Origin of the sequence: Paenibacillus sp. A3M_27_13, from assembly GCF_024213315.1 — a bacterium.
Classification (GTDB): Bacteria; Bacillota; Bacilli; order Paenibacillales; family Paenibacillaceae; genus Paenibacillus; species Paenibacillus polymyxa_B.
The window spans coordinates 487,656-509,584 of record NZ_JANAVE010000003.1; the positions used below are offsets into that span (position 1 = coordinate 487,656).

Annotated in this window: 24 protein-coding genes; 13 read left to right on the plus strand and 11 right to left on the minus strand. The window is 47.0% G+C overall.

The features are described from left to right. Window positions 1–232: 232 nt before the first annotated feature. Window positions 233–1,717 (plus strand): phytoene desaturase family protein, encoded by a 1,485-nt coding sequence (locus NLX82_RS15180; RefSeq protein ID WP_254348460.1) that lies wholly within the window; start codon window positions 233–235, stop codon window positions 1,715–1,717. 25 nt (window positions 1,718–1,742) lie between these two features. Next, window positions 1,743–2,357, plus strand: a complete 615-nt coding sequence (locus NLX82_RS15185) for a TetR/AcrR family transcriptional regulator (protein WP_023990768.1) — start codon at window positions 1,743–1,745, stop codon at window positions 2,355–2,357. A gap of 68 nt (window positions 2,358–2,425) precedes the next feature. On the opposite strand, the gene NLX82_RS15190 is transcribed toward NLX82_RS15185, so the two are convergent. Beyond that, window positions 2,426–3,847 (minus strand): SMI1/KNR4 family protein, encoded by a 1,422-nt coding sequence (locus NLX82_RS15190; protein ID WP_254348462.1) that lies wholly within the window; start codon window positions 3,845–3,847, stop codon window positions 2,426–2,428. 17 nt (window positions 3,848–3,864) lie between these two features. Further along, window positions 3,865–4,641, minus strand: coding sequence for an SMI1/KNR4 family protein (locus NLX82_RS15195; protein WP_053326292.1), 777 nt, complete (start codon window positions 4,639–4,641; stop codon window positions 3,865–3,867). 158 nt (window positions 4,642–4,799) lie between these two features. Between NLX82_RS15195 and NLX82_RS15200 the strand changes: the two genes are divergently transcribed. Then, window positions 4,800–6,434, plus strand: coding sequence for a DUF6138 family protein (locus NLX82_RS15200; protein WP_254348463.1), 1,635 nt, complete (start codon window positions 4,800–4,802; stop codon window positions 6,432–6,434). Here the strand turns inward: NLX82_RS15200 and NLX82_RS15205 are convergent. Then, window positions 6,424–6,783, minus strand: coding sequence for a DUF7716 domain-containing protein (locus NLX82_RS15205; RefSeq protein ID WP_023990764.1), 360 nt, complete (start codon window positions 6,781–6,783; stop codon window positions 6,424–6,426). The two genes, NLX82_RS15200 and NLX82_RS15205, sit on opposite strands and share 11 nt — an antisense overlap. Beyond that, window positions 6,764–7,423 (minus strand): hypothetical protein, encoded by a 660-nt coding sequence (locus tag NLX82_RS15210; RefSeq protein ID WP_254348465.1) that lies wholly within the window; start codon window positions 7,421–7,423, stop codon window positions 6,764–6,766. The genes NLX82_RS15205 and NLX82_RS15210 overlap by 20 nt, the downstream gene beginning before the upstream one ends. Before the next feature lie 128 nt (window positions 7,424–7,551). Here NLX82_RS15210 and NLX82_RS15215 point away from each other — a divergent pair, with 128 nt between their 5' ends. After that, on the plus strand, window positions 7,552–7,725 hold the full coding sequence (locus NLX82_RS15215) for a putative holin-like toxin (protein ID WP_254348467.1): 174 nt from the start codon (window positions 7,552–7,554) through the stop codon (window positions 7,723–7,725). 129 nt (window positions 7,726–7,854) lie between these two features. Next, the gene (locus NLX82_RS15220) at window positions 7,855–8,394 is read left to right on the plus strand and encodes an SMI1/KNR4 family protein (RefSeq protein WP_254348469.1); all 540 of its coding nucleotides are present in this window, start codon (window positions 7,855–7,857) and stop codon (window positions 8,392–8,394) included. A gap of 62 nt (window positions 8,395–8,456) precedes the next feature. On the opposite strand, the gene NLX82_RS15225 is transcribed toward NLX82_RS15220, so the two are convergent. The 7 genes from NLX82_RS15225 to NLX82_RS15255 form a co-directional block, all read right to left on the minus strand. Next, on the minus strand, window positions 8,457–8,900 hold the full coding sequence (locus tag NLX82_RS15225) for an immunity 26/phosphotriesterase HocA family protein (RefSeq protein WP_068938959.1): 444 nt from the start codon (window positions 8,898–8,900) through the stop codon (window positions 8,457–8,459). A gap of 2 nt (window positions 8,901–8,902) precedes the next feature. Continuing rightward, window positions 8,903–9,463, minus strand: a complete 561-nt coding sequence (locus tag NLX82_RS15230; RefSeq protein WP_254348471.1) for a hypothetical protein — start codon at window positions 9,461–9,463, stop codon at window positions 8,903–8,905. Beyond that, a complete protein-coding gene (locus NLX82_RS15235; protein WP_049828352.1) occupies window positions 9,447–9,974 on the minus strand; it encodes an SMI1/KNR4 family protein in 528 nt (175 codons plus the stop codon). The genes NLX82_RS15230 and NLX82_RS15235 overlap by 17 nt, the downstream gene beginning before the upstream one ends. An 82-nt stretch (window positions 9,975–10,056) precedes the next feature. After that, window positions 10,057–10,686: a hypothetical protein gene (locus NLX82_RS15240; RefSeq protein WP_023990758.1), complete on the minus strand. Its 630-nt coding sequence runs from the start codon at window positions 10,684–10,686 to the stop codon at window positions 10,057–10,059. A gap of 177 nt (window positions 10,687–10,863) precedes the next feature. Then, window positions 10,864–11,271, minus strand: coding sequence for a hypothetical protein (locus NLX82_RS15245; protein WP_053326289.1), 408 nt, complete (start codon window positions 11,269–11,271; stop codon window positions 10,864–10,866). Continuing rightward, window positions 11,264–11,908, minus strand: a complete 645-nt coding sequence (locus tag NLX82_RS15250; protein WP_023990756.1) for an immunity 50 family protein — start codon at window positions 11,906–11,908, stop codon at window positions 11,264–11,266. The genes NLX82_RS15245 and NLX82_RS15250 overlap by 8 nt, the downstream gene beginning before the upstream one ends. A 39-nt stretch (window positions 11,909–11,947) precedes the next feature. After that, entirely contained in the window at window positions 11,948–12,556 is a 609-nt protein-coding gene (locus NLX82_RS15255) for a hypothetical protein (protein ID WP_254348603.1), read from the minus strand. 350 nt (window positions 12,557–12,906) lie between these two features. Here NLX82_RS15255 and NLX82_RS15260 point away from each other — a divergent pair, with 350 nt between their 5' ends. The 8 genes from NLX82_RS15260 to NLX82_RS15295 all read left to right on the plus strand — a co-directional run bounded on the left by NLX82_RS15260 (window position 12,907) and on the right by NLX82_RS15295 (window position 21,720). Continuing rightward, window positions 12,907–14,559 carry a DEAD/DEAH box helicase gene (locus tag NLX82_RS15260; RefSeq protein ID WP_254348473.1) on the plus strand — a complete coding sequence of 551 codons (1,653 nt, stop codon included), beginning with the start codon at window positions 12,907–12,909 and terminating at the stop codon, window positions 14,557–14,559. Window positions 14,560–14,768: 209 nt separating this feature from the next. Next, window positions 14,769–15,671: a cation diffusion facilitator family transporter gene (locus NLX82_RS15265; protein ID WP_023990753.1), complete on the plus strand. Its 903-nt coding sequence runs from the start codon at window positions 14,769–14,771 to the stop codon at window positions 15,669–15,671. Between the two features lie 91 nt (window positions 15,672–15,762). Next, window positions 15,763–16,776: an LCP family protein gene (locus NLX82_RS15270; RefSeq protein WP_013312376.1), complete on the plus strand. Its 1,014-nt coding sequence runs from the start codon at window positions 15,763–15,765 to the stop codon at window positions 16,774–16,776. 151 nt (window positions 16,777–16,927) lie between these two features. Beyond that, window positions 16,928–18,091: an AI-2E family transporter gene (locus NLX82_RS15275; protein ID WP_254348475.1), complete on the plus strand. Its 1,164-nt coding sequence runs from the start codon at window positions 16,928–16,930 to the stop codon at window positions 18,089–18,091. Window positions 18,092–18,195: 104 nt separating this feature from the next. Beyond that, window positions 18,196–19,209: an LLM class flavin-dependent oxidoreductase gene (locus NLX82_RS15280; protein WP_028540726.1), complete on the plus strand. Its 1,014-nt coding sequence runs from the start codon at window positions 18,196–18,198 to the stop codon at window positions 19,207–19,209. A gap of 237 nt (window positions 19,210–19,446) precedes the next feature. Continuing rightward, entirely contained in the window at window positions 19,447–20,340 is an 894-nt protein-coding gene (locus NLX82_RS15285; RefSeq protein WP_023990751.1) for an ABC transporter ATP-binding protein, read from the plus strand. A 12-nt stretch (window positions 20,341–20,352) separates the two neighbouring features. After that, window positions 20,353–21,156, plus strand: a complete 804-nt coding sequence (locus NLX82_RS15290; RefSeq protein ID WP_028540725.1) for a hypothetical protein — start codon at window positions 20,353–20,355, stop codon at window positions 21,154–21,156. A gap of 87 nt (window positions 21,157–21,243) precedes the next feature. Beyond that, the gene (locus NLX82_RS15295; RefSeq protein WP_023990749.1) at window positions 21,244–21,720 is read left to right on the plus strand and encodes a glutathione peroxidase; all 477 of its coding nucleotides are present in this window, start codon (window positions 21,244–21,246) and stop codon (window positions 21,718–21,720) included. Window positions 21,721–21,929: the final 209 nt, after the last annotated feature.

The window sequence follows — 21,929 nt, forward strand, 5'->3', positions numbered from 1 at the left end:
GCGCTACAATTTTGGATGTTTTTTATAAAAAATTCTACTTTCGCAACTTAGAATTTTGCAAAAATCCATTGAAGAGATTTGTAATCAGCAAATAGATAGATCGAAAAGATTGTATTCGTCTATGACAGGAAGATAAGAAACCGAGGCTTTTCAACGGGAATGTTGTGGTATATAATCTCCTTAACTTAACACCGTTAACTTATATAACGATGTTAATAAAGGAGATGAAATCATGAACCAATATGATGCTATTGTCATCGGTGCAGGACTGGGTGGCTTGTCCTGTGCAGCAAGACTCTCCGCGCTCGGTTACCGAACAGCTGTTTTTGAGAGCCACACTCTGCCTGGAGGTTTCGCAACTGAATTTACAAGAAAGGGCTACACTTTTGATGTCTCCTTGCATGGTGTCGGTGGACTCGAGGAAGGCAGCTTCGGTCGGCTGTTAAAGGACTGCAATGCGGACCAGCGAATTGTTCCTCTCCGCAAAAAGCACCCTTACTCCATTCGTTGGGAAGGGCAGACCATTGATATTCCATCCGATGTTCAGGAGTATGTGCAGCTCCTCAAAAACATGTTTCCTGCTGAGGTGGCAGCCATTGACAGTCTATTCGCGGGCATTCGCCGTTTTGAAACAGGCTTCTCTGCTTTTTCTTCCCTCACTTCCTGGCGCAGGGCGGCTGGCCTGCTCAAAGCAGGAACCTTCTTCCGCTGGACGCAGATGACTACCTGGGAAGCTGTAAGCCAGTTCGGGTTGTCTGACCGATTCACGGAATTTTTCACCGCGCTGTGGGCCTATTATGGATTGCCTCCAAAACGGCTTGCTGCCGTGTATTTTTTCATTCCCTGGATCGGCTACCACATGGAGGGGACGTATTACATTGAGGGAGGCGCACAGGCTTTATCCAATGCACTGGTTGACGCTATTAAGTCAGCGGGAGGAGAAGTTCATCTGCGCAGTCAGGTATCTGAGATTATGCTCGAACGCGGTAAAGCAGCTGGTGTCCGTCTGAAAAAAGGGGATGTATATAAAGCCAACTGGATTGTGTCTGGTATCAGTCCCCATCATACCTATGGCCGCCTACTGGAAAACTATGATGCTGCCCGTCGTGAGCTGGAAGCTGTCAGCAGTTTGGAGACTGGCATATCTCTCACCCAGCTATATCTGGGATTATCATGTGAACCCCATGAGCTTGGTATCACCGAAGAAGACTTAATCCTACGTAATGAGCCGGATTCGGAAACAGATTATGAAGTTATGATGAGCGGCCAGTATACCAAAGGCAACTGGATGCTCACCAATTATAACGCTATGGACCCTAAGCTCAATGAACCGGGGAAGGGTGTCATTGCAATTACATTTTTGGACAGATTGGAGAACTGGCCTGCCGCACGTCCCGAATATAAAGCCAAAAAAGAAGCCGTGACAGAGCAGATACTGGGATGCCTAGAACAGCTGTATCCTGGTTTTCGCAGCAAGGTAGTGGTGGCCGAGTTGGGCACACCGCGCACGATGCAGCGTTATACCGCTAATCCCGACGGGGCCGTTTATGGCTACGCACAAACGGTCCGCCAGTCCGGCATAAAAAGACTGAAGCACAAATCAGCAGTAGACCGTCTGTCATTGGTAGGGGCGTGGACACAGCCTGGGGGCGGGTTTCAAGGGGCTATGAACTCGGGTATAATGGAAGCTGATCGTATCGCCGCCAAATTGGGGTAGGCAGAAGGGGCAAGTACATCTACTCATGAAACATATCAAACGCCGAGAACGTGAAAGCAGTGAGATCCGCCGGAAAATCATTGAGGCCGCCCGGTCGCTTTTCCTGAATCAGGGGTATGCCGAAGTCTCCATGCGCAAAATTGCGGATCAGATCGAATATTCACCAACGACTATTTATCATTATTTTGCCAATAAGGAAGCCGTTGTCCGTGAACTGCTGCTAGAAGGAAATACCTTGTTCCTGCAGGCTCTTCTGCAGCGTGTGGATGAAGCACAGGCAGCGGGATTGAATACGCTGGACACATTGAAAACGGTATCTGATGCGTATGTTCGTTTTGGAACGACTAACCCGGAATATTACAACATCCTGTTTATCAGCAACCTGGAATCTGTAAGCTTGGTCAGTCTTATAGACAGTGGGAGTTTTAAAGGCTTTGAGCTGCTTGAAGCGGGGCTCAAAGCTGCTATGGAGGAGGGCTGCATCATTCAAGGAGATGAGCACCTGATCGCCAGATCCGTATGGAGCATGCTGCACGGATTGACTTCTTTGCTCCTGAATTTTGAACTTCCTATGGCAAAATCCAATGATGAATTGATCGCATTCACTATAGATACTTTCCTCAAGGGGTTAAGCCGCTGACGCAGCGGCTAACTTTCTTTACCTCACACCACTGTACATGCGAATCCGCATACAACCATTCCGAAAGATTAACGAAGTTCCAAATCTGAAAGCTGCTTAAGTACGGCTTCAATACGACGTTTATCTTTTTTGAGCATAACGAGCTGCAAAGAAGCAAGAAGTAGATCTGAGATATTGGCCCAAGCGTCTGCTTCCAGAGCGGGAAGAGGATCCCGATGAATCATAATATCCAGCGCCTCGGTTGCAATTTTTTGATGAAGCTCGCTATCGGATAGCCATTCAATCAACTGCTCAGCTGTAGGACGGGAGTGAGCGAAAAGTATTGCCCAGCCATCCACCGGATGATTGACCTTATCCCGCATCCAGTTAATGATCTGTGGTGAACGAAAATGTTGTAGCTGCCCATTAGCGGTGTATCCTCCTAATTTGTCTTCTGCGACCGAATGCTGTAGCAGGTGATTGCAAACACATACCAAGCCTTCCTGCTCGGGTAGGCAGCGGGCGCTTAGATAAGCACGTGTGGACGCAAATGCACCCTTAGCATGTAGGGTATTGTTTTGAGCTAAAGATGTCCATGCTTGCGCGGTTTCCGGTTCCCACAAGGAGCGGACCCAATCAGCAGCCCCAATCCCCGCAGTCTCCCCTACCAAAACGGCCCAAGTAGAGAATGGAACCTGGCTATGTTGAATGTTCTGCCAGTGCTGCTCCCAGGCAAGAAAAATATCCTTTGGATCATAGGCTTGAAAAGCCTGCAACACAGCAGGATAATCTACGCCATGCATGGTGGTGTAATGGATTAGCGTCTCCAACGACTGTGCATCCTCCAGCTTCATCGTGCAAAACATGTTCAACCAGCGTTGCCACAGTTGCAGTGGTGGGCTGTTTAGCTGAATGCCATGCTCATCGGTCACTTTAAACCAATCCCATAGCCATAGCCCGTGCAAGGTGAGCATGGTGTCTATATAGGCGGGTAGATTTTCCGCGAGCAGCGTGAACTGATCCAGCTCGTGATGATAGCAGAAAACCGCTGGCTCTGTTGCGGATGTTGCCATATCAAGCAGTATCGGATCACCCGCACCATTATAATTAAGGATCAGATATCGTTGCTCGTCCGCTGCTGAGTCGGTATCTTCCCCATAGGATGTAAAATAGCCAATATACTCATGATTCCATCCAATCTCTCCTGTGATATCGTCTAGGATACACTGCTCTTGTTCATGATCCTTGCTGTTTTTATATGAACACTCTGGTCCATCAGCTACAATACAGTGTTGGGGGAGACACCATAGCAAATTTAAGCTGCCACACCGCTTTATCAATTCAGACAGGGAGGCAGGCAAATGCATCTGCAGCCGTTCCTCCAGCTCAGTTAGTTCACCTGTAGAAATCCCTTCCGTCCATTGGTATACCACATCAGGCATCCCACTTTGTCTCAGACGATCAACGACTTGTTCCAGTTTTTCTAAGGTTTGTGTAAAATGTACTGTCATTCGTATTCGCCCTCCTCTTACTCTACAACCCGGCAATGCTCTTTTTGCAAGAATGATAAAATTTCATCACGAAGTGCTATCGCTTTGGATTCATAAATGATCGCCACTTCGCGTCCATATGCATAGTTAAAACGCACGTATCCGCCAAGAGTCTGAAGAAAAGCCATGCAGATATGCTCATTTTCAATCCATAGATTTGAGTTAAAATGCTGTTTAAATCGCTGAGCCAATGCTTGTAAGGATGCCGGAGCAAAATTCAGCGCCTGATCGCTCGGATTGGCTGGATTGTAGGCCTCGGCCGTATCCAGGGGACTAAACAGTAGGAATGTAGCGGTTTTGTCTTGGCTGACAGGTTCGAAATAACGGGGGAATGGCTCCATTCTTCCAAATTCATCCTGTAGTATATGTCCTAATGTCTCTGTGAATGGAACTTGAACATCTAAAGTCTTCGTAGTAATGATCTCCGAGTGTCGTGGCAGCCACATTAAGCCTTCAACCTGAGGGTGAATCGCTAGGAAGTCACCATCTATGGAGCTGCCAATGACCACGCACTCACCCAGCTGCCGCGCTGTAATTGGGCAGTTATCATCATGCGTCCACAGTTCGTAATCCGTATAGGATTGCAATAGTTGAGGATCAGGCATTTCGATTATCAGCAGGCCACAATAGGTGCCCGGCCCGTAGCGGGTGAGGAATGCTACATAGGGAGGTGGTAAAGTTATTCCATAGGTATGCTCAATATTTGTCAGTTCATCGGTAGCCATCGGTGTGTGCTGTGTGGAAACCCAATACATGTAGAATACACCTGCTTTCCGGCACTCTATCTATAGGGATAGAGCCCAAAAGTAAATGAGAGATATGCTATAATCAGGAAATAAAATAGTTATAGATTAGTCTATCTTAATTTCATAGGAACTACAATTTGTGAGGGGACGAAGGAGGAACACATCTTATGACATCAGGGGTACAAGCCTACATAGATCCAATTTTTGAGGCGATTGATGAGGCGTACGCTTCTGAGCAAAAGCGCATCGCCGAATTCCAAATCAAAAGTGTCCTTCACGAAGGGATTCATGAATACTTAAAAGTTACCTGTAAGAAGGATGGGCTGTGGGTGGATACCTACGAACCGTTTGATTGGGATCATCGTAGACCGGATACGAAAATTTCTGGGTTTACAGATGGGGTAACATTGCAGCAGGTACAGGACGAATGGATGCCTGTGTTTAGGGAACGGATAGAGGCTCTGTTTAAGTCGAAAGAATTTAGTTCCATGTTCTTTCGTTATCGGCTGGAATTTCATCTGGAAGTAGTCTTGGAGAATAAGGCTAGTCATTTTACATTCTCACTCCTGAACGAAGATAAGCGGCAGCAACTGTTAGCCACTATCCAACAGTTTGTAGAGCAGAAACTCAACCCCTCTAGTAAAGCTGTGCCGAAGGAAGAGGACGATTTTTTCTTAGTAAGGCACTTGCTTGATCCTCATTTGTACCCTGTAAACGCCCAGTGGATGAATGAGCTGCTGAATCGAATGGATGCCAAAGTGAAGGTCAGCCGCAAGCGTGAGGAAGTATGGAGGTATCAGCTCAGCAGTGGCTTGAAGCATTGGGCAGAGGATGAATTTTTGGCCAATTATACAGATCGGGAAAAAAGCTATGGGCTGGATTATAAAGTGAAGCCTGATATTCTCCCTTCGGAAATTCCTGCGCCAGCCATGGAGATGCTCCTGCTTACCGCGATGCGGGTGGGCTCGACCGATGCCGATGCACGGCAGAAGTATTTGGAGATTGCTGCACAGCTAGGCTCGGAGCAGGCTTCCGTGTGGCTTGAGAGCGGATCAGGAAGCATCCCAGCGTTATATACAAGTGAGCGAGTCATCTGCCAAGCCAATGATATTTTGCAAACGCTGGAGGTTCAGATTCGTTCAGAGGAAGAAGAGAGCTATAGAGAAGCACTCGTATATTTATGCGATATTTTAAGAAAGGGCTTTACCAAGGAATATCGGATGAAGTTCAAAAGCAAGGTGAAAAACTACCTGCCTGTACCCAAGTTGGCTAAATCTACGTTACATCGTTTCTTCGCCAATGCACTTGAATACCCTGCGCTGCATCCGTTGCTGGCTGAATATGCTGAGGTCGTGATGGAAGAGTTCAAGTGGTATAACGATGTAGAGCCCGGTGAAAAGTCGGCGATGCCGGGAACCTATGCGGTGATGGGACTGGGCCTAAAAGGAAAGAACTATTTCCCATTAGTGAATCGTTATATGAAGCTGGTGGACAGTGAACATCAGTCCGTACAGGACGGTTACGCCGCTGTATTTGCTGACGCACACGGACTGACACCGGACACGATCCCCATTTGGACGAGGGTTCTACTGGCAGGCAACGAGTCTGCCAAACCACTGAAGTCATCCAGAATCGAAACTGTAGAGCAGGCACAGGTACTGGTGGAGGAGCTTGAGAAGCTGGAGGACTATGAACAAGAGGTGCTTGTTTATCGCATATGGGGTGGCGCGAAGAAACTAAAAAACAGCCTGAAGCAGGCTGCCCCTGAGGTAAAAGAGCTGCTGGAAACGCTTATTCCATAAAAGCATCATATTCATGATAATATCGCAGTCCCTGCGCAATGCGTTCAATATCCGGCTCGCTTCCGCTGTGGCGTAACACTTCAATGACATCCTGTACAGTCGCCACCTCCAACCAAGATTGCACGTGATGGTCTGGTAGAGATGCAGGTATACTTTCATCACGATGATTGGTGACGGTGAGACCGGCATCCTCCAGTTCCCACAATTCTTCCTCGGGGATGATGTAATAGGTAGAATTGAGCGGATTACTTTGAACACGTTCCAGATTGGCAAATACCCATTCATTGATCTCTGTTTGGCCAACGGCACGAATCAATGCTTCAAGGCTGTCAAAAGTTTGTATGCTCATGTATGGAGGCCCCTCCCTTAGTCGCTGGCTTATGCTGTAGCTTTTGTAATATTCTCAAGATGGCCTGTCGATTCTTCGCATCCTTAATGTACTTGGGAATGGAATGGGAAGCCGTACGCATCATACCGGATGTAGGCTTTTCTCGCAACTCGGCAGAGATATAGGAGAGCAGGTAATTCAGGTGTATCCGGTTAAGAGCCCAGACAGGTTTCCCCCGGTAGTAATCAAGGAAGTACAGCTGAAGCTGGAAAATAGGGTCTTTTCCGTTTTGGACCACGTCTGTATGCCATTCGTGTGATTGAACACGATGCACCGGAACCTGATTGCGTGTCTCACAGTGCGGACAGTTTATATTCGTATTTTTATGGAGTTTCGTTCGGTCATCATGGATTCCGATATTAAAATACCGCTCGCAATGGTTGCATACGCCGCGTGCATAGAATGTATAAGATTCTGGCTGCTGATACGTGTAGTAACAATGAGAACATCGAACGACGTAATGACAGTCTTCCTTTGAGTTGGAAATGAAAGCTTGGCCCTGACAACGAGGGCAATGAACAGCTACCTGTTCTCCTCTCCGGATCACGGCGCTAAAGTCATATTTATATCCATGTTCATCTTTGAAGCGCTTTTGCTCCATATTCGTTCCTCCTTTTTCGAAAAGAGCGTAAAAACGTACGTTTTACGAGTCTTATGTTATAATATTCCTCAACAACAGAATGGCTTAGATGGGCGGCCGGCTAGTCTCCTGTAAAGGAGGTGAGGCCTGTGGAGGTTAAAGACACCCTAATGTTGATGATTCAATTCGCAACGTTGGTGATCCTAATTCTTTCCCTCCATAAAAAAGAAATAGACCGCCCTCGACAAAGGCAAGCGGTCTATTTCAATGATCATCCTTTGACACGGCTACCGCCCTTAAAAGCGGCTGTTGCCAAAGAGTGAGGATGTTGACGCATCTTCACTCTTTTTTTAGAATATACATCTTATTCCCATTTTAACACTTGAAAATGGCCTTTTCAATGCGCCGAAGGGTGAAAAGGTGAATAGGACGTGCAAAAGGAGAGGGCGAACATGAGCATTTTTACAGGGCTGCAACGTCCGCAGTTTCAGGCTTATTATGATGAGGTTTTTCTAATAGAGCATCGTTTAAAAAATGGTATGGGCTTTCCGCCTTCTTATATAGATTATGTCAAAACTCTTGGTTACGGGCGACTATGTGGCTTATGGAACATTCATATTCCTCTTGGCGATCACCCGGATTCATGGCTTCATCGTTATCATAACTGGCGGGCCTGGTTTGATGATTTACTGGAATCGGAAGAGGTTCTACAAGAAGCGGCGCTGGAGCCAGATGGTTTTCCGGAGCTTTTGGAGCATGCGGTTCCCTTCGCTTCCAGTGAAGGGAATGACCTGCTGATTTGGGATATTCAATCGCCTGATGAACGGGGAGAATTCCCAATCTATGCTTTGAATCTATGCACATGGGGCAATTTTCGGTATGCAGCCTCGGATTTATATAGCCTCGTCGAAGCGTTGGTGGATGAAGAGCGCGTGAAGTCAGTATTAGGGACAGAGCGTACACCATTCTCTTATACGTTCGAGCCCTTTTAGCAGCGTAAATAACCACCTTGGTATCAAACTTCAAGGTGGTTATTTGTGCTGCTATTCTTCTGCTAGTGGTCTTCGTATTGGGCTAAATATCGCTGTACCAACTCATATCCAGCCACGCCCATTACAGTATATTGATTATATTCTTCCAGTTCCAGATTGCGTATATATTCATCCCCGCAATACAGATGGCCCGCACAATTAAAATATTTTAGCTGCTGTTGTTCCTCGGATAGAGGGCGCTGATCGATAATAGGCCATACTCCCTTCGTCAGATTTTGGGTGGCGGTGAATATAACTTCAAATCGGCCGCGATAATTTGTGAACGGAAGATATGTCTTTTCACCCTTGTACGCTTGATTCTGGCCTATGGATAGAACCCCGAAGGAGAACGCTTTTTTGAATCTACCATACAGTGCGCAGATCACCTGACATACCGCAAATCGGCCGTCATGCATGGGGATAACAAAAATATCGCCTTCCCGATGTTTGATTCTTTTGAACACCATCGTCAGGCCAGCTCTTCCTGAATGATCTCTGTTTTTAGACCTTTAGCGTTGGTAATCGTAATGCTGATCGCATCATAGCCGTTCCGCTTCGCATCTTCAAAATCGCATCGTTCGCCGTTGATCAGCTCTAACTGTCCATTCTCATCCACATCGTCTGCAAACTCGTCATCCCAATCAACATTATAAAAAGTGGTCAAGCTTACCTCGAAAGTATCTTCACCATCTTCGTCCAGATAGGGCAGCAGGGGAGTACGATTGTTCTGCTGTTCCTTGGTATAAACTTCGCATAGCAGAGCATCGTAACCATGGCGGGTTCCGTCAAAAATCACGATCTGTTCACCTGTGACTGCCTCTTCTGCAATAATGAGTTGGGGGGCAAATTCAGTTCCAGCGATCAGCTCGTCCATAAGTTCTCCATAATAAAAAATGTGGAATTTCGTATGTCCTGCCTGTGAACGAAGCGTACCTGTCCACTCCTGCTCGACCCATGCCTCTGGGTTTTCGGGTACAACCCAACCTTCTAAATAAGCCGGTCCCCAATTAGGGTTATGTATTTCTGTCATCAGTAGGCCTCCCTTTCTGCTCGTTGAGTCGTTCAATTACCTGATTAAAAAACGTTGTAAAGTCTGTTGCCACCAGATACAAATGTCCACATTCGTCCTGCTCTGCAATATCATAGTTCAGTTTGTCATCATAAGCATGAAGATGTGTGCGGTCCCAGTAGTACACATACGGGGTGTATTCATTACATATTAGAACGTAAAAATTGTCGCCCGCATCTGCACCAATCAACAAAGCGTTCTGGACATGATTGATTTCATCCAGAAATTCATCATTAATCGCTAGAAGGTCATGATTTTTGTTGGATACCTCATATCCGAAAAAACAAGTCAAATCAATGTCTCCGTTATCCACGCGATCGAAGGGCACATTGCAATAAAAAGGGGCGGCTACATAAAAACCGTTATATTGTGAAAGAAAACGTGTATAGCCAGCGGGCAATATATGCTGTATCTGTTCCTCCAATGCCGCGATCTGGGCAGGCGAAAGCCCTGATTCAATTGCGAATGACATCAACAACCAGCCTCCTTGATCCTAGTAAACCATAGACCTCTTTTTGGAAATGAGAAGACGCAGCGGTGCATCGTTTGTGAGATCATGTCATGGATAGGGTGACGATTTTGTTGTCCTCATCCACATCTACCTTCACATTCACTCCCAGCTTGTCCTTAAACAGCTTACTGATATTGATATAGTCATCCTTTACCGCACGGCTTGATCTACCGGTCGTGCGAGTCATCCCAGCGGTGATGATGGAACGGACGTATGTTTTATCGAGCTTGGCTTTGGGATTATAGGTATAAATAATCTGTTCCTGCTGATTGTAATAATGGGTTAATTCCGTGTAGTCGTTAGCATTCTCATACTGCTTTTCCTCACGCACATACTCAGGATGGTCCATGGTGTAGTGGACTCCCCCGTCCAGAAAAGGATTTTCCTTGGAGGGTCGGAGTTCATATTGTCCATACGCCAGTTGAAACAGATACTCTATGCCTGAGCCCTCCGCCTGATAGTAGAGCTGACGATTGTCCCCTTTTTTATCTATAGCGGTATAGCTGCTGATTAAAGGCCAGGCATCATACTTTTTATCCTTTACCTCAATGGCAAGCTTGTAATGTACAAGCACCTTTTCATTTTGAAATAATCCAAAGCTGCTCATGATGAAATAGGCAGGCACACATATAATCCCGATAATCAATATGAATATAAATATTCTTACACGCATAAGTAGAGTGATTCTCCTTTGGTTGTCGATTATGTGGACAGCTCCCGTTTGGCAGATGCACCGAATTCTCATGCTGCGATAATTGCTTCAGAGCATGTTGTGCGAAAGGCATGCTTTTATGTGCGCGAAGCAGTGCACAAGCGGCCTCCTTGACTAAGATATATGTATCACTGCGGATCAACTCTCATGTCTGTAGTTCGATAAAGCTTCTTCCCGTCCGCCACCCTCCAGCAGCACCATAACCGCATAGGAGATCGTATCAATCCAATCGTCGAGGGTGTTGATCTGCTCTACGGTCAGCAGGTTGTTTCGCTGCAGCATACTATCAGGATACAATGCCCATGCCCGTGTATATTGACATATCCCCCACAGAGCGGCAATCAGCTCCCGTTCTACGGATGGTTTCTCCAACTCATCTGCGAGAACTTCAATGATGGTCATCAGTTCATGGAAGTTGTCCTCGATCAGTTCTCCCTGAAAGGGGCGGAGCATCCCTAGAAATCCGTTTTGCATTTTGGGATGCTCCAGATCATCGTGAATAAAAGAATGACAACGTAACAGCTCGCGAGCCTCCTGTTTATTCATTCAGCTCCTTAATCTCTGCGCGGATACCTCTGCACAGAAAGCTACCTGACAGTCCCGACAAGGCATCGATATCAACGACCATGTCTGCTTCTTCATAGCGGAAATCAAGCTGCAAGATGATGTTTTCTGTTTCTACAGGAGTTAATACATGCTCTTTGGTTTCCAGAAATGTAAAAGTCACTGCATAGCGTGGGACGTCTTTTACTGGAGCTTCAGGGATTACAGGTGCCTCAGCCGAAGGCTCCAGATCCGGTGATTTAGGGACAAGCACGCTAGCGTAGGATAGCTCAATCGTCAGCGTAATCTGGTCTTTCGTCATATTAGCAGCTGTAATTCGGTCATAATGAAAGGGAGGGAAATAGCCGAGCTTCTCGACAATGCTGTCTGCTCCTTGAATAGAAACGGTTGGAGAGAAAGCCAGTTCCAGTCCGATGGATCCTGCCAGTTGGTCTTCATATTCTGGATTGATACGTACAAGGGCTTGTTCCGGCTCTACTTTCAAAATCGTGCCTATAAAATACTGTTTGCCATGGATCAGAACAATATCATGCGGAACGAACGGCAACGCTCCCCCGGCTTGATAATGAATGAGATATTCGTTCTCTTTTTTTTCAACCTTTTGAACTTGAATTTGCATAAATTGCAGCCTCCTGGGGTTAATGGTATGACGGATTGTTTAAGTGTGTGGTAAAGGGAACGGAGTCCACGTTTGAAAAACATACTTCATATCCGGGGTATCCTGTTCGAGCATAAATGGAAGAATATCCATAATAGCGCGTGCTTTACTGCCAGCATAAAAGTTACGCGAGCTGTGTAGCAGCTTGTTTGCCTTTAACCACTGGCTCAGCTTCATCATAACGTCTTCGACGATTGCTTGGTCGATACTTTCATAAACGTCCTGACGGATTGAAACGAGCATGCCGCAATGATTAGAAGATTGGCACATGGGGTCATTGGACAAAAGAATGTACACTTCCGGCGTTGTCCCTTTGTTATAGGATGATTTGATACTGGGAGCCTCGATAGCTAGCATCAACGGAATCAATTCATCATCGGTAACAATACGAAGCAACTCCTGCTTGTCCCAGCGAATCTTACCGTGTTTGGCCTTTTTAGCCCCGGATTGATAGACTGACACACGGGTATTGCGGATTCCTGATATATTCAGGAGCGTTTCAAAACAATCGAACAGGTTAGTAAAGCACTCTTCGGCAAACAAAGTGTGCTTCTCCGACAAGGAACCGGTCATTATGAAATTATAATGCAGGTTGTTAACCACAAGCATCCATCCTTTATTCATGAATTACCAATTCATATACCATAATATATGACATGAAGATCGAATTCACCTTTTACATTGACTGTGGTACTGTTCATTAAAATCGTTTGGAAACCAGTTCAACTTCGCGTATACTAGGAAAGTCATAGATGGAACGGGCCTGAGCCGCATTGCGGTCGTATGTTGGTTACATGAACAGATTCAACGATAACGGATAAGCTCCCTTCCTGAAAAGGGGAGAATGAGAACCGATACAAAAATGGGAATTCTGAACTATGGAACGATAGATGTCATATGGCACATGAACCTATTTTACGTGACACATATTGAATACAGAAAAAGGAAGTGAATACCACTTGAAGAATTTTGCAGCATTAGGCGTAGAGCAGCATTGGGTAGAAGCCTTGAAAGAACAGGGAATTTCATCCCCAACTCCTGTACAGCAGGAGTCGATTCCACTGTTGATGGAAGGTCAGGATGTTATCGCCGAGGCACATACGGGAACAGGGAAGACGCTTGCGTTTTTACTGCCGATTCTACAAAAGCTGAATTTGGATAAGCGACACCCGCAGGCGCTCGTGATTGCACCTACGCGTGAATTGGCGCTCCAAATTACAGAGGAAGCCAACATATTGGCTGCGACGGAGCCAAGTTTGTCTTTACTGGCTGTTTATGGAGGACAGGACGTAGAGCGTCAGCTTCGTAAACTGAAAGGCGGCGCACAACTGATTATTGGTACACCTGGGCGACTGCTGGATCACCTGAGACGTGGCACGCTGGATCTGGGTGGCATTAAAATGCTGGTCCTGGACGAAGCCGACCAAATGTTACACATGGGCTTTTTGAACGATGTGGAGACGATTCTTCAGGAGGTTCCTTACCGGAGACAGACGATGCTGTTTTCCGCTACGATGCCAGCCGGTATTCGCAAGCTGGCTCGTGTATATATGAACGAACCCGTAGATGTCAAAGTGAAATCCGCTTCTTCCGTTCCGGTGAGCCAAATCCGTCAGGTCGTTGTGCAAACAACAGACCGTGGTAAGCAACAGGCATTGGTGGATATGCTGAATACGGATCGCCCGTACTTGGCTGTTATTTTCTGCCGTACGAAGCGCCGGGCTGCCAAACTGAACGAAGAGCTGCAAGAGATGGGCTTTGAGAGCGGTGAGCTTCACGGAGATTTGTCCCAGAACAAGCGGGAGCAAGTGATGAAGGCGTTCCGGGAAGCGAAACTCCAATTGCTCGTAGCGACTGATGTAGCTGCGCGCGGCCTGGATGTAGAAGGCGTCACGCATGTCTTTAACTATGACATGCCACAGGATGCCGAAAGCTACATCCACCGCATCGGGCGTACCGGCCGTGCCGGAGGCAAAGGCGTGGCAGTGACGCTCGCTACGCCAAGAGATGTTCCAGAGCTTCGGAACATCCAGAAAGTTGCTGGTGTCACATTCACCAGCAGTGAGGGCGGCGGACAGCGTAGACCTGCTTCCGATACGGCTGATCGACAGGGTCGAGAACGCCGTTCGGGCAGAAACGACCGCCGTTCCTACGGCGGCAACGACTCCGGCGGCGGACGCCGGGGCAGCGGCCGCGAACAGGCGGGTCGTCGTGATGCCACAGGCGGCGAACGTCGTTCTAGCCGCGGCAGCAGCGAGCGTGGCGGATATGACCGCAGCAGCAGTGGTTCTGCACGCGGAGGCCAAGGCCGCTCGGCAGGACAAAGCAGCGAGCGTGGCGGATATGACCGCAGCAGCGGCGGCGGTTCCGCACGCGGAGGCCAAGGCCGCTCGGCAGGGCAAAGCAGCGAGCGTGGCGGATATGACCGCAGTAGCGGCGGTTCCGCACGCGGAGGCCAAGGCCGCTCGGTAGGGCAAAGCAGCGAGCGTGGTGGATATGACCGCAGCAGCGGCGGTTCTGCACGCGGAGGCCAAGGTGGCCGCGGTGGACAAGCCAAAGGCGGCCCGCGTGGTGGTCAAGGACAAGGAGGCCGTCGCGGACGGTCCAGATAGATAAAACAGGAGTATTCTCATAGAATACTCCAGTATGGTTATCATAATAGCCCCGGGGAGGCTCATCTTCCGGGGCTATTGTAATCTTCACCCATAACGCTTGAAGGAGCAGCACCATAAGATGACATGATCAGCGGAGCTACCTTGAAATAAATGATCAGCGTTCAGGATACATTTTTCAAAAGATAAATTTGGAGGGGTTATACATCATGCAGGAACAGGATATGGGCAAGCGCGCCATGGTCTCAGCATGGATCAGCCTGATTAGCAACATCCTATTAACCGGCATTAAAATTATTACAGGACTTATGTTCAACAGCAAGGTGCTGGTGGCCGATGGTGTGCATAATGCAGGGGACGTGATTGCCTCTGCAACGGCACTGGGAGCGATGCGCATATCCAGCCAGCCGCCGGATGAGGATCATCCTTATGGTCACGGCAAAGCAGAAGTGATCGGTGCAAGCGTGGTGGCGGTCATATTGTTTGGAGCGGGCATATTTATCGGCTATCATTCGATTGCAGCACTGTTCGAACCGATGCCACAGGAGCATATACTGGCATTGGTGGCCGCCATTATTTCCTTGCTCTGGAAACAGTGGTTGTATATCTACACGATTCGTATCGGGAGAGCGGCCAATAGTCAGGGTCTTATCGCAACGGCAAAAGATCATCTCGCTGATGTGTACGCCTCTGGGGCTGCTGTACTGGGTATCGGTTTGGGGCTGATTGGGGAGCACTGGAGCATTTCAATCTTATCCTACGGTGACCCTATTGCGGGATTCGTAGTGGCATTGCTAGTTCTGAAATTAGCGTGGGAAATGGGCCGTGAATCCATAGATGTGCTTATGGAAAAAGCGATTGCCACGGAGGAAATTGAAAGCTACGCCGCAGCCGCACTGAGTGTAGCTGAGGTTCAACGTATTGACCGTATCCGTGCCCGTGAGCACGGCCATTATATTATCGTGGATATCCGCGCTTCAGTGGATGCCTCTTTGACGATTCAGCAGGGACACGATATTATCCGACTGATTAAGGGGGCTGTCATGAAGCAGGAACCGCGGGTTTATGAGGTGCTTGTCCATTTGAATCCATGGTATCCGGACGACCACTAGAACAGACGACGCGAATTGACAGATAACTTGCAGGGAGGGTATGCTTTTAAAAGCCGAACGATGATGAATAAAAGCGAGGTTACCCGAAAATATGCGAAAATTTTTAAAATGGTTAGGCATTTCTGTGACTGCGGCTGTTCTTTTAGTGGGCGGATATTATACGTATTCTATATATCATTTTACGAACCAAATTTCGGTTGCTTCCGGACAGGATTCGAAATTCAAACCGCAGGCACAAACTCAAACCAATGTACAACCTGTAGAGGTATCGCTCCCACCAGAATGGGATGGGACAGAAAGAGTGAATATTCTGCTGCTAGGCGGCGACTCCCGTGGAGAGGATTCAGGGCGTTCTGACTCCGTTATGGTTGCTTCTATTGATCCGGTTACGAAAAAGGCTACACTTATGTCGATTCTTCGTGATACGTACGTCAATATCCCAGGTCATGGGCAAAGTCGATTGAATGCTGCTTTTTCCTACGGTGGACCGGATTTAACCAGACAGACCGTGAGCGACCTGTTGGGGATACCGATTCAATATTATGTATATACTGATTTTAATGGCTTTATTGCGTTGGTTGATTCTGTGGGTGGTATTGACCTGGATGTCGAAAAAGATATGCACTATACCTCCAAGGCAGATAAACACCAGTTTGATATTGATTTGAAAAAGGGAATGCAGCACATGGACGGTAAAACAGCCTTGCAATATGTACGCTTCCGTCATGATGCGACTTCCGATTTTACGCGTACGGAGCGGCAACGCAAATTCATTACCGAGCTTGGCGGTAAAATTCAGTCAACCTCATCTCTAATCAAACTGCCAAGTATTTTAAATAGCATTTCTCCTTATATTGAAACGAATCTCAGTACTACGGAAATGCTGCAATTGGCTTCATTGGGCTTTAATATCGATGCAACAACAGTAGCGAAGCAGCAAATCCCACCAAATGAATTGGTACGCGGGGAAACCATTAAGGGTGCGCAGGTGTTGGGTGTGGACGAAAGAAAGCTCAAGCGCTTCATACAGAATCTTTTTGAACAGGAGAACAAACCTGTGACCACGACGGTGGATGCTGCAACCACGATAAATGATACTCCATAACCCTTCGAAAGCAAGCGAAGTTCGTACGATGACGTACAACTTTGTTTGCTTTTGTGTTTATTTGGGTATAACCTTGTATATTTTGTTCCAAAAATATATCGTATCTATGAAGAACGTATACTCAATTGTGTAAAGAGAAGGGGAATGTGGTGTGGAAATAACTCCGGCATGGAAAGACCGATTCAAGAAGTTTTTTCTGAACAACAAGTTTGTGTTATTCCTGCTGGTACTGCTGCTGATCGGCTTGAATATCTTGGTGCTTACCAAAATTTCATACATATTCACACCTGTCATGGTGCTGCTGAAAACGATAATTCTCCCTGTCATTTTATCCGGCGTGTTGTACTATCTGTTCAATCCGTTGGTTGATGTACTGGAGCGTAACAAGGTAAAACGAATATACTCCATTGTTGTACTGTTTTTGCTCATTATAGGGGTTATTGCGATTGTGGTTACATCGGTGGTACCTGTAATCCGCGATCAAATACAGGGGCTTATCCAAAATTTCCCTGCCTATAGCGAGCAAGTACAACGACAATTCGAGAAACTGATCGGCAGCGATTTTGTAAACCAGTTCCAGAACACCATTCAAATTAATCCATCTGAGCTGGCCTCCAAAGCTTCTGAAAAGTTATCTAGTTTTATTAATAATGCATGGACGGGCGTGGGCAGCTTCTTGGGCGTGGTTACAGAAACGGTACTTGCGATTGCCACGGTTCCATTTATTTTGTTCTACTTGCTAAAAGATGGACACAAGCTGCCACAGTTTATCCTGAAAATGCTCCCGCCTATGTTTCGTAAAGAAACAGATCGCATTATGACTGAAATGAACCATCAGGTCAGTTCCTATATTCGTGGGCAGATTATTGTCAGCTTCTGTATTGGGGCGCTGTTGTATATTGGTTATCTAATCATTGGATTAGACTACTCTCTGACGCTTGCAGTCATTGCGTCCTTTACGAGCGTTGTCCCCTACTTAGGTCCCGTCATTGCCATTACACCTGCGTTAATTGTAGCCTTGGTCACCTCACCGATTATGCTGCTCAAGATGGTTATCGTATGGACAGTCGTACAGCTCATTGAGGGTAAATTTATTTCTCCACAAATTATGGGCAAATCTCTTCGAGTACATCCGATCACGATTATCTTCGTTATTCTGACCGCAGGCAATTTGTTTGGTGTGGTGGGAATTGTACTGGCGGTTCCGGGATATGCTGTCTTGAAAGTAATCGTTACACATCTGTATAGTTTCTTTAAAAAGCGTTCGCATCTCTATGAGGCGGATAAAGAGAATGCAAGTCTTTACGAAAAATAAACTTTTTCACTATAAAATTGATATGGGCCCCTCTTGGGTAACTGTGGCTACGCGTGCTATAATTAATGCCTATCCTTATTCCAAAATAGAAAGGTCAGACTTTTATGATAAAACTCAGCATTCTTGACCAATCTCCGGTATCGGAAGGCATGACGCATGCGCAGGCATTACAAAAGACCGCTGAGCTTGCTATAGAGGCGGAACGCTTGGGTTATCATCGCTTTTGGGTATCAGAGCATCATTCTGCCGCAAATCTTGCAGGGTCCAGTCCGGAGGTACTGATTTCACATCTGGCCGCCCGGACTTCAACCATTCGAGTGGGGTCGGGTGGTGTGATGCTGCCTCATTACAGCGCTTATAAAGTAGCGGAAAACTTTCGTGTGCTGGAGGGGTTGTATCCGGGACGCATTGATCTGGGTCTGGGACGAGCGCCTGGAGGAATGCCCATTGCTACCAGAGCTCTGCAAGAAGGCAAAATGCGAGGTGGCGTAGATCTATACCCTGAGCAGTTGGATGACCTGTTAGCTTATTTACATGACAGCACAGGCAATGATCACCGTTTCGGTTCGCTACAGGCGATGCCGCTCATAGAAACTGTACCGGAAATGTGGTTGCTCGGCTCCAGCGGTGATAGCGCAGGTCTGGCAGCCGAGCGTGGCGTGGGCTTTGCGTTTGCGCAGTTCATTAACGGTGAAGGTGGCACAGGGGCTATGAAGGAATACCAGGAAAGCTTCCAGCCTTCCCAGCATAGTGACCAACCGCGTTCGCTTGTTGCCGTATTTGCGATCTGTGCGGACACCGAAGAGGAGGCGAATCGGTTGGCTTCCAGTATGGACTTGTCTCTTGTACTATTAGAGCAGGGAATGCGCTCCGCTGGAACACCTTCCGTCGAAAAGGCACTGGCGTATCCGTATACGCCGTTTGACCGGATGCGTATACGTGAGAATCGCAAACGTATGGTGGTCGGTTCGCCCGAACAGGTGAAGCGTCAGATTGAGCAATTAAGTAAGGACTATAATGCACAGGAGATCATGGTTGCGAGCATTATTCACGACTTTGATGCCAAAATGAAATCTATACGTCTCATGGCTGAAGCATTTGGACTGTCTTCTGTATAGTCATAATGCGATTCGCCGGATTTAAAAGATCACAGCTTCGAGGAGCTGTGATCTTTTTTTGAATTTTTTGAGGGAATATTGGATGATATGCACTGTATGATATAGGAAATAAACCAGTTAACACTTGATAATGATTATCAATATCTTTATTATATAAAGATAGAATGAAGTTTTGATGAAAGTCGTGCGTTAAGCCCGTGACTATATATATTGGATAAGGGAAAGGGATGATTCCAAATGTTTCGTCTGAAAACGGCAAATCTGGATATTGCTTATGAAGATCGATTGATTGTAGAAGATCTGAACGTAGAAATACCGCAAGGGAAAATCACAGCCTTGGTGGGCGCAAATGGTTCTGGCAAGTCCACCATTCTGAAGACGATGGCTCGCATCATGAATCCTAAGGGCGGCAGTGTTCTGCTTGACGGTAAATCCATTCATAAGCAATCCACCCGGGAAGTAGCTAAACAGCTGGCTATTTTGCCACAAAATCCGACTGCACCGGAAGGATTAACCGTGACGGAACTGGTATCTTACGGACGTTTTCCCTATCAAAAAGGCTTTGGTTCCATGAAAGCGGAAGATCGCAAAATGGTAGAGTGGGCCATTCAAGTAACGGGAATGAGTGAGTTCCACGATCGTCCGATTGATCAGCTTTCTGGCGGTCAGCGTCAGCGTGCTTGGATTGCTATGGCGCTTGCGCAGGATACGGATATTTTGTTTCTGGATGAGCCGACGACATTTTTAGATATGGCGCATCAACTGGAAGTGCTGCATTTGCTAGAGTATCTGAATACTTCGGCGGAGCGCACCATTGTTATGGTCGTACATGATTTGAACCATGCGGCCCGGTATGCTCAGCATATGATTGCGATCAAAAAAGGGAAGGCCGAGGCGGTAGGAACTCCAACTGAGGTTATGTCTCCTGATGTGCTGCGCGAGGTGTTCGGGATTGAGGCGGATATTGTAACAGATCCTCGTACGGGTGTACCGCTCTGTCTTCCATATGCTTTGGCTGGACAGCCAGCGGTAAGCCAAGCAGTAAAGGAAATGAATGTGGAAGAGAAGCAACCCGTGGGTTCTGTTGCCGAGCGACGTGATGCCAGACCACAAGTAGCGGCAAGAGGTTAAAGGAGACATACCATGAGACCACTGGATTACAATCAGCTTGAGCAATTAGCGAAAATAGTGAGAGTCACGCCGGAGGATGCAGTATATTCCGGCCCAGTGGCGGAATGGCTTGAACCAGAGAAGCTCCGCTCTGTAATGGAGTACTATAGCGATCTTCTGCGTGCTGAAGACGATTTGACCGCAGCTGTTTATTTTGTGAACCAGTTGCGTGGCCTCGTGTTTGCGCAGCATTTTATGGTGTCTCTGTGTGAACGCCGTCTGGACCTGTCCGTTTCCAATCTCAGATTTCATATTTGTTATGAAGGTCAATATCCCTCTATTAGCCTCCAGGTCATCGACCTAACAGAGCTGGACAATACGCGGAACAATGGGGATGACCATTCTTCCGGACAGGCTCAGCAAGCGTTACGTGACTTTTACAGTTTGCAGATGCGGCCCATATTGGAGGCAATAGCTGCAGTGGGGAGCGCATCTATTGGGCAAATGTGGGGACAGTTTCCGTTGACATTGCTGTATTTTAAGGATAGAGTACAGCCATCGTTGACTGATCCTCAGGATGTGGAGCGCTTTGAACAAGATTATATGTATGTGACACGTGAGCTGGAGGGAGAGGTATTCGGGCGTAAAAGAAATCCGTTTACGGTTCGTCTCATTGAATTAGACAATCCTTACCGCCCCGGTGAAAATACCTACATGAAACCGTCCTGTTGCCAATATTACAAGACAGGTGGAGGCCAGCGGTATTGTTATGCTTGCCCCAAAATGTCCGCTTCCGAACGCGAAGAACGCAGACTCGAAGTGATGGCATCACGGTAAAGTCACTGTGGATGTTGGCATGTCCGTCACGTTTTGGTTAAAATAGGTTATGTAACCTAAACCAAGCGACACGAAGGAGGATGCTGTATGTCTGTCTATTCACATAATGCCGTAACACCAGCGAATCAGGAGGTTTCTCTGGATACTTACACCGGTAAGGTGCTGGTTATTGCGAATACCGCCAGTAAATGTGGACTTACCCCGCAATATGGGGATTTGCAAAAGCTTTATGACGAATATAAGGATCGGGGATTAGTTGTATTAGGATTTCCTTGCAACCAATTTGGCGGTCAGGAGCCGGGCAGCAGCGAGGAAGCGGCTGAATTTTGCCAATTGAATTATGGGGTTAGTTTCCCTATATTCGCCAAAGTGGACGTCAACGGACCGGATACAGCGCCTCTGTTTGAATATTTAAAAAAGCAACAGCCTGGAGAACAGGAAGATGGGACAATTCAGTGGAATTTCACGAAATTCATTGTGAATCGTGAAGGTGTACCTGTGGGTCGTTTTGAACCGAAGGAGTCACCTGAAGCGATGAAAGCAGCTATTGAGCAATTGCTATAGTAGCTTCGCTTTAATTCCAACGTATATGTTTAAAAAGGGTCTGATTTCCGGAATGTCTCCGGGAAACGGACCTTTTTTGTTCTCTACATATGCATTTGTCTAAGGTGTGTTGCATCATGTGAAGGTCGATTCCAAGGGCATAATCAGGAGGCTTACAGGGAAAACTGGATGGAGCAAAGAAACATTTCAGCAAACGACTGAACTCGTAT

Coding starts and splice junctions, on each gene's coding strand:
- NLX82_RS15190 (WP_254348462.1), bottom strand. CDS start 3,847: ATGACAGTACATTTTACACAAACCTTAGAAAAACTGGAACAAGTCGTT.
- NLX82_RS15240 (WP_023990758.1), bottom strand. CDS start 10,686: ATGCGTGTAAGAATATTTATATTCATATTGATTATCGGGATTATATGT.
- NLX82_RS15250 (WP_023990756.1), bottom strand. CDS start 11,908: ATGCAAATTCAAGTTCAAAAGGTTGAAAAAAAAGAGAACGAATATCTC.
- NLX82_RS15280 (WP_028540726.1), top strand. CDS start 18,196: ATGATAAAACTCAGCATTCTTGACCAATCTCCGGTATCGGAAGGCATG.
- NLX82_RS15180 (WP_254348460.1), top strand. CDS start 233: ATGAACCAATATGATGCTATTGTCATCGGTGCAGGACTGGGTGGCTTG.
- NLX82_RS15270 (WP_013312376.1), top strand. CDS start 15,763: ATGCGAAAATTTTTAAAATGGTTAGGCATTTCTGTGACTGCGGCTGTT.
- NLX82_RS15195 (WP_053326292.1), bottom strand. CDS start 4,641: ATGTATTGGGTTTCCACACAGCACACACCGATGGCTACCGATGAACTG.
- NLX82_RS15255 (WP_254348603.1), bottom strand. CDS start 12,556: ATGCTTGTGGTTAACAACCTGCATTATAATTTCATAATGACCGGTTCC.
- NLX82_RS15285 (WP_023990751.1), top strand. CDS start 19,447: ATGTTTCGTCTGAAAACGGCAAATCTGGATATTGCTTATGAAGATCGA.
- NLX82_RS15290 (WP_028540725.1), top strand. CDS start 20,353: ATGAGACCACTGGATTACAATCAGCTTGAGCAATTAGCGAAAATAGTG.
- NLX82_RS15210 (WP_254348465.1), bottom strand. CDS start 7,423: ATGGAGCAAAAGCGCTTCAAAGATGAACATGGATATAAATATGACTTT.
- NLX82_RS15225 (WP_068938959.1), bottom strand. CDS start 8,900: ATGGTGTTCAAAAGAATCAAACATCGGGAAGGCGATATTTTTGTTATC.
- NLX82_RS15265 (WP_023990753.1), top strand. CDS start 14,769: ATGCAGGAACAGGATATGGGCAAGCGCGCCATGGTCTCAGCATGGATC.
- NLX82_RS15245 (WP_053326289.1), bottom strand. CDS start 11,271: ATGAATAAACAGGAGGCTCGCGAGCTGTTACGTTGTCATTCTTTTATT.
- NLX82_RS15205 (WP_023990764.1), bottom strand. CDS start 6,783: ATGAGCATACAAACTTTTGACAGCCTTGAAGCATTGATTCGTGCCGTT.
- NLX82_RS15220 (WP_254348469.1), top strand. CDS start 7,855: ATGAGCATTTTTACAGGGCTGCAACGTCCGCAGTTTCAGGCTTATTAT.
- NLX82_RS15235 (WP_049828352.1), bottom strand. CDS start 9,974: ATGTCATTCGCAATTGAATCAGGGCTTTCGCCTGCCCAGATCGCGGCA.
- NLX82_RS15230 (WP_254348471.1), bottom strand. CDS start 9,463: ATGACAGAAATACATAACCCTAATTGGGGACCGGCTTATTTAGAAGGT.
- NLX82_RS15200 (WP_254348463.1), top strand. CDS start 4,800: ATGACATCAGGGGTACAAGCCTACATAGATCCAATTTTTGAGGCGATT.
- NLX82_RS15185 (WP_023990768.1), top strand. CDS start 1,743: ATGAAACATATCAAACGCCGAGAACGTGAAAGCAGTGAGATCCGCCGG.
- NLX82_RS15295 (WP_023990749.1), top strand. CDS start 21,244: ATGTCTGTCTATTCACATAATGCCGTAACACCAGCGAATCAGGAGGTT.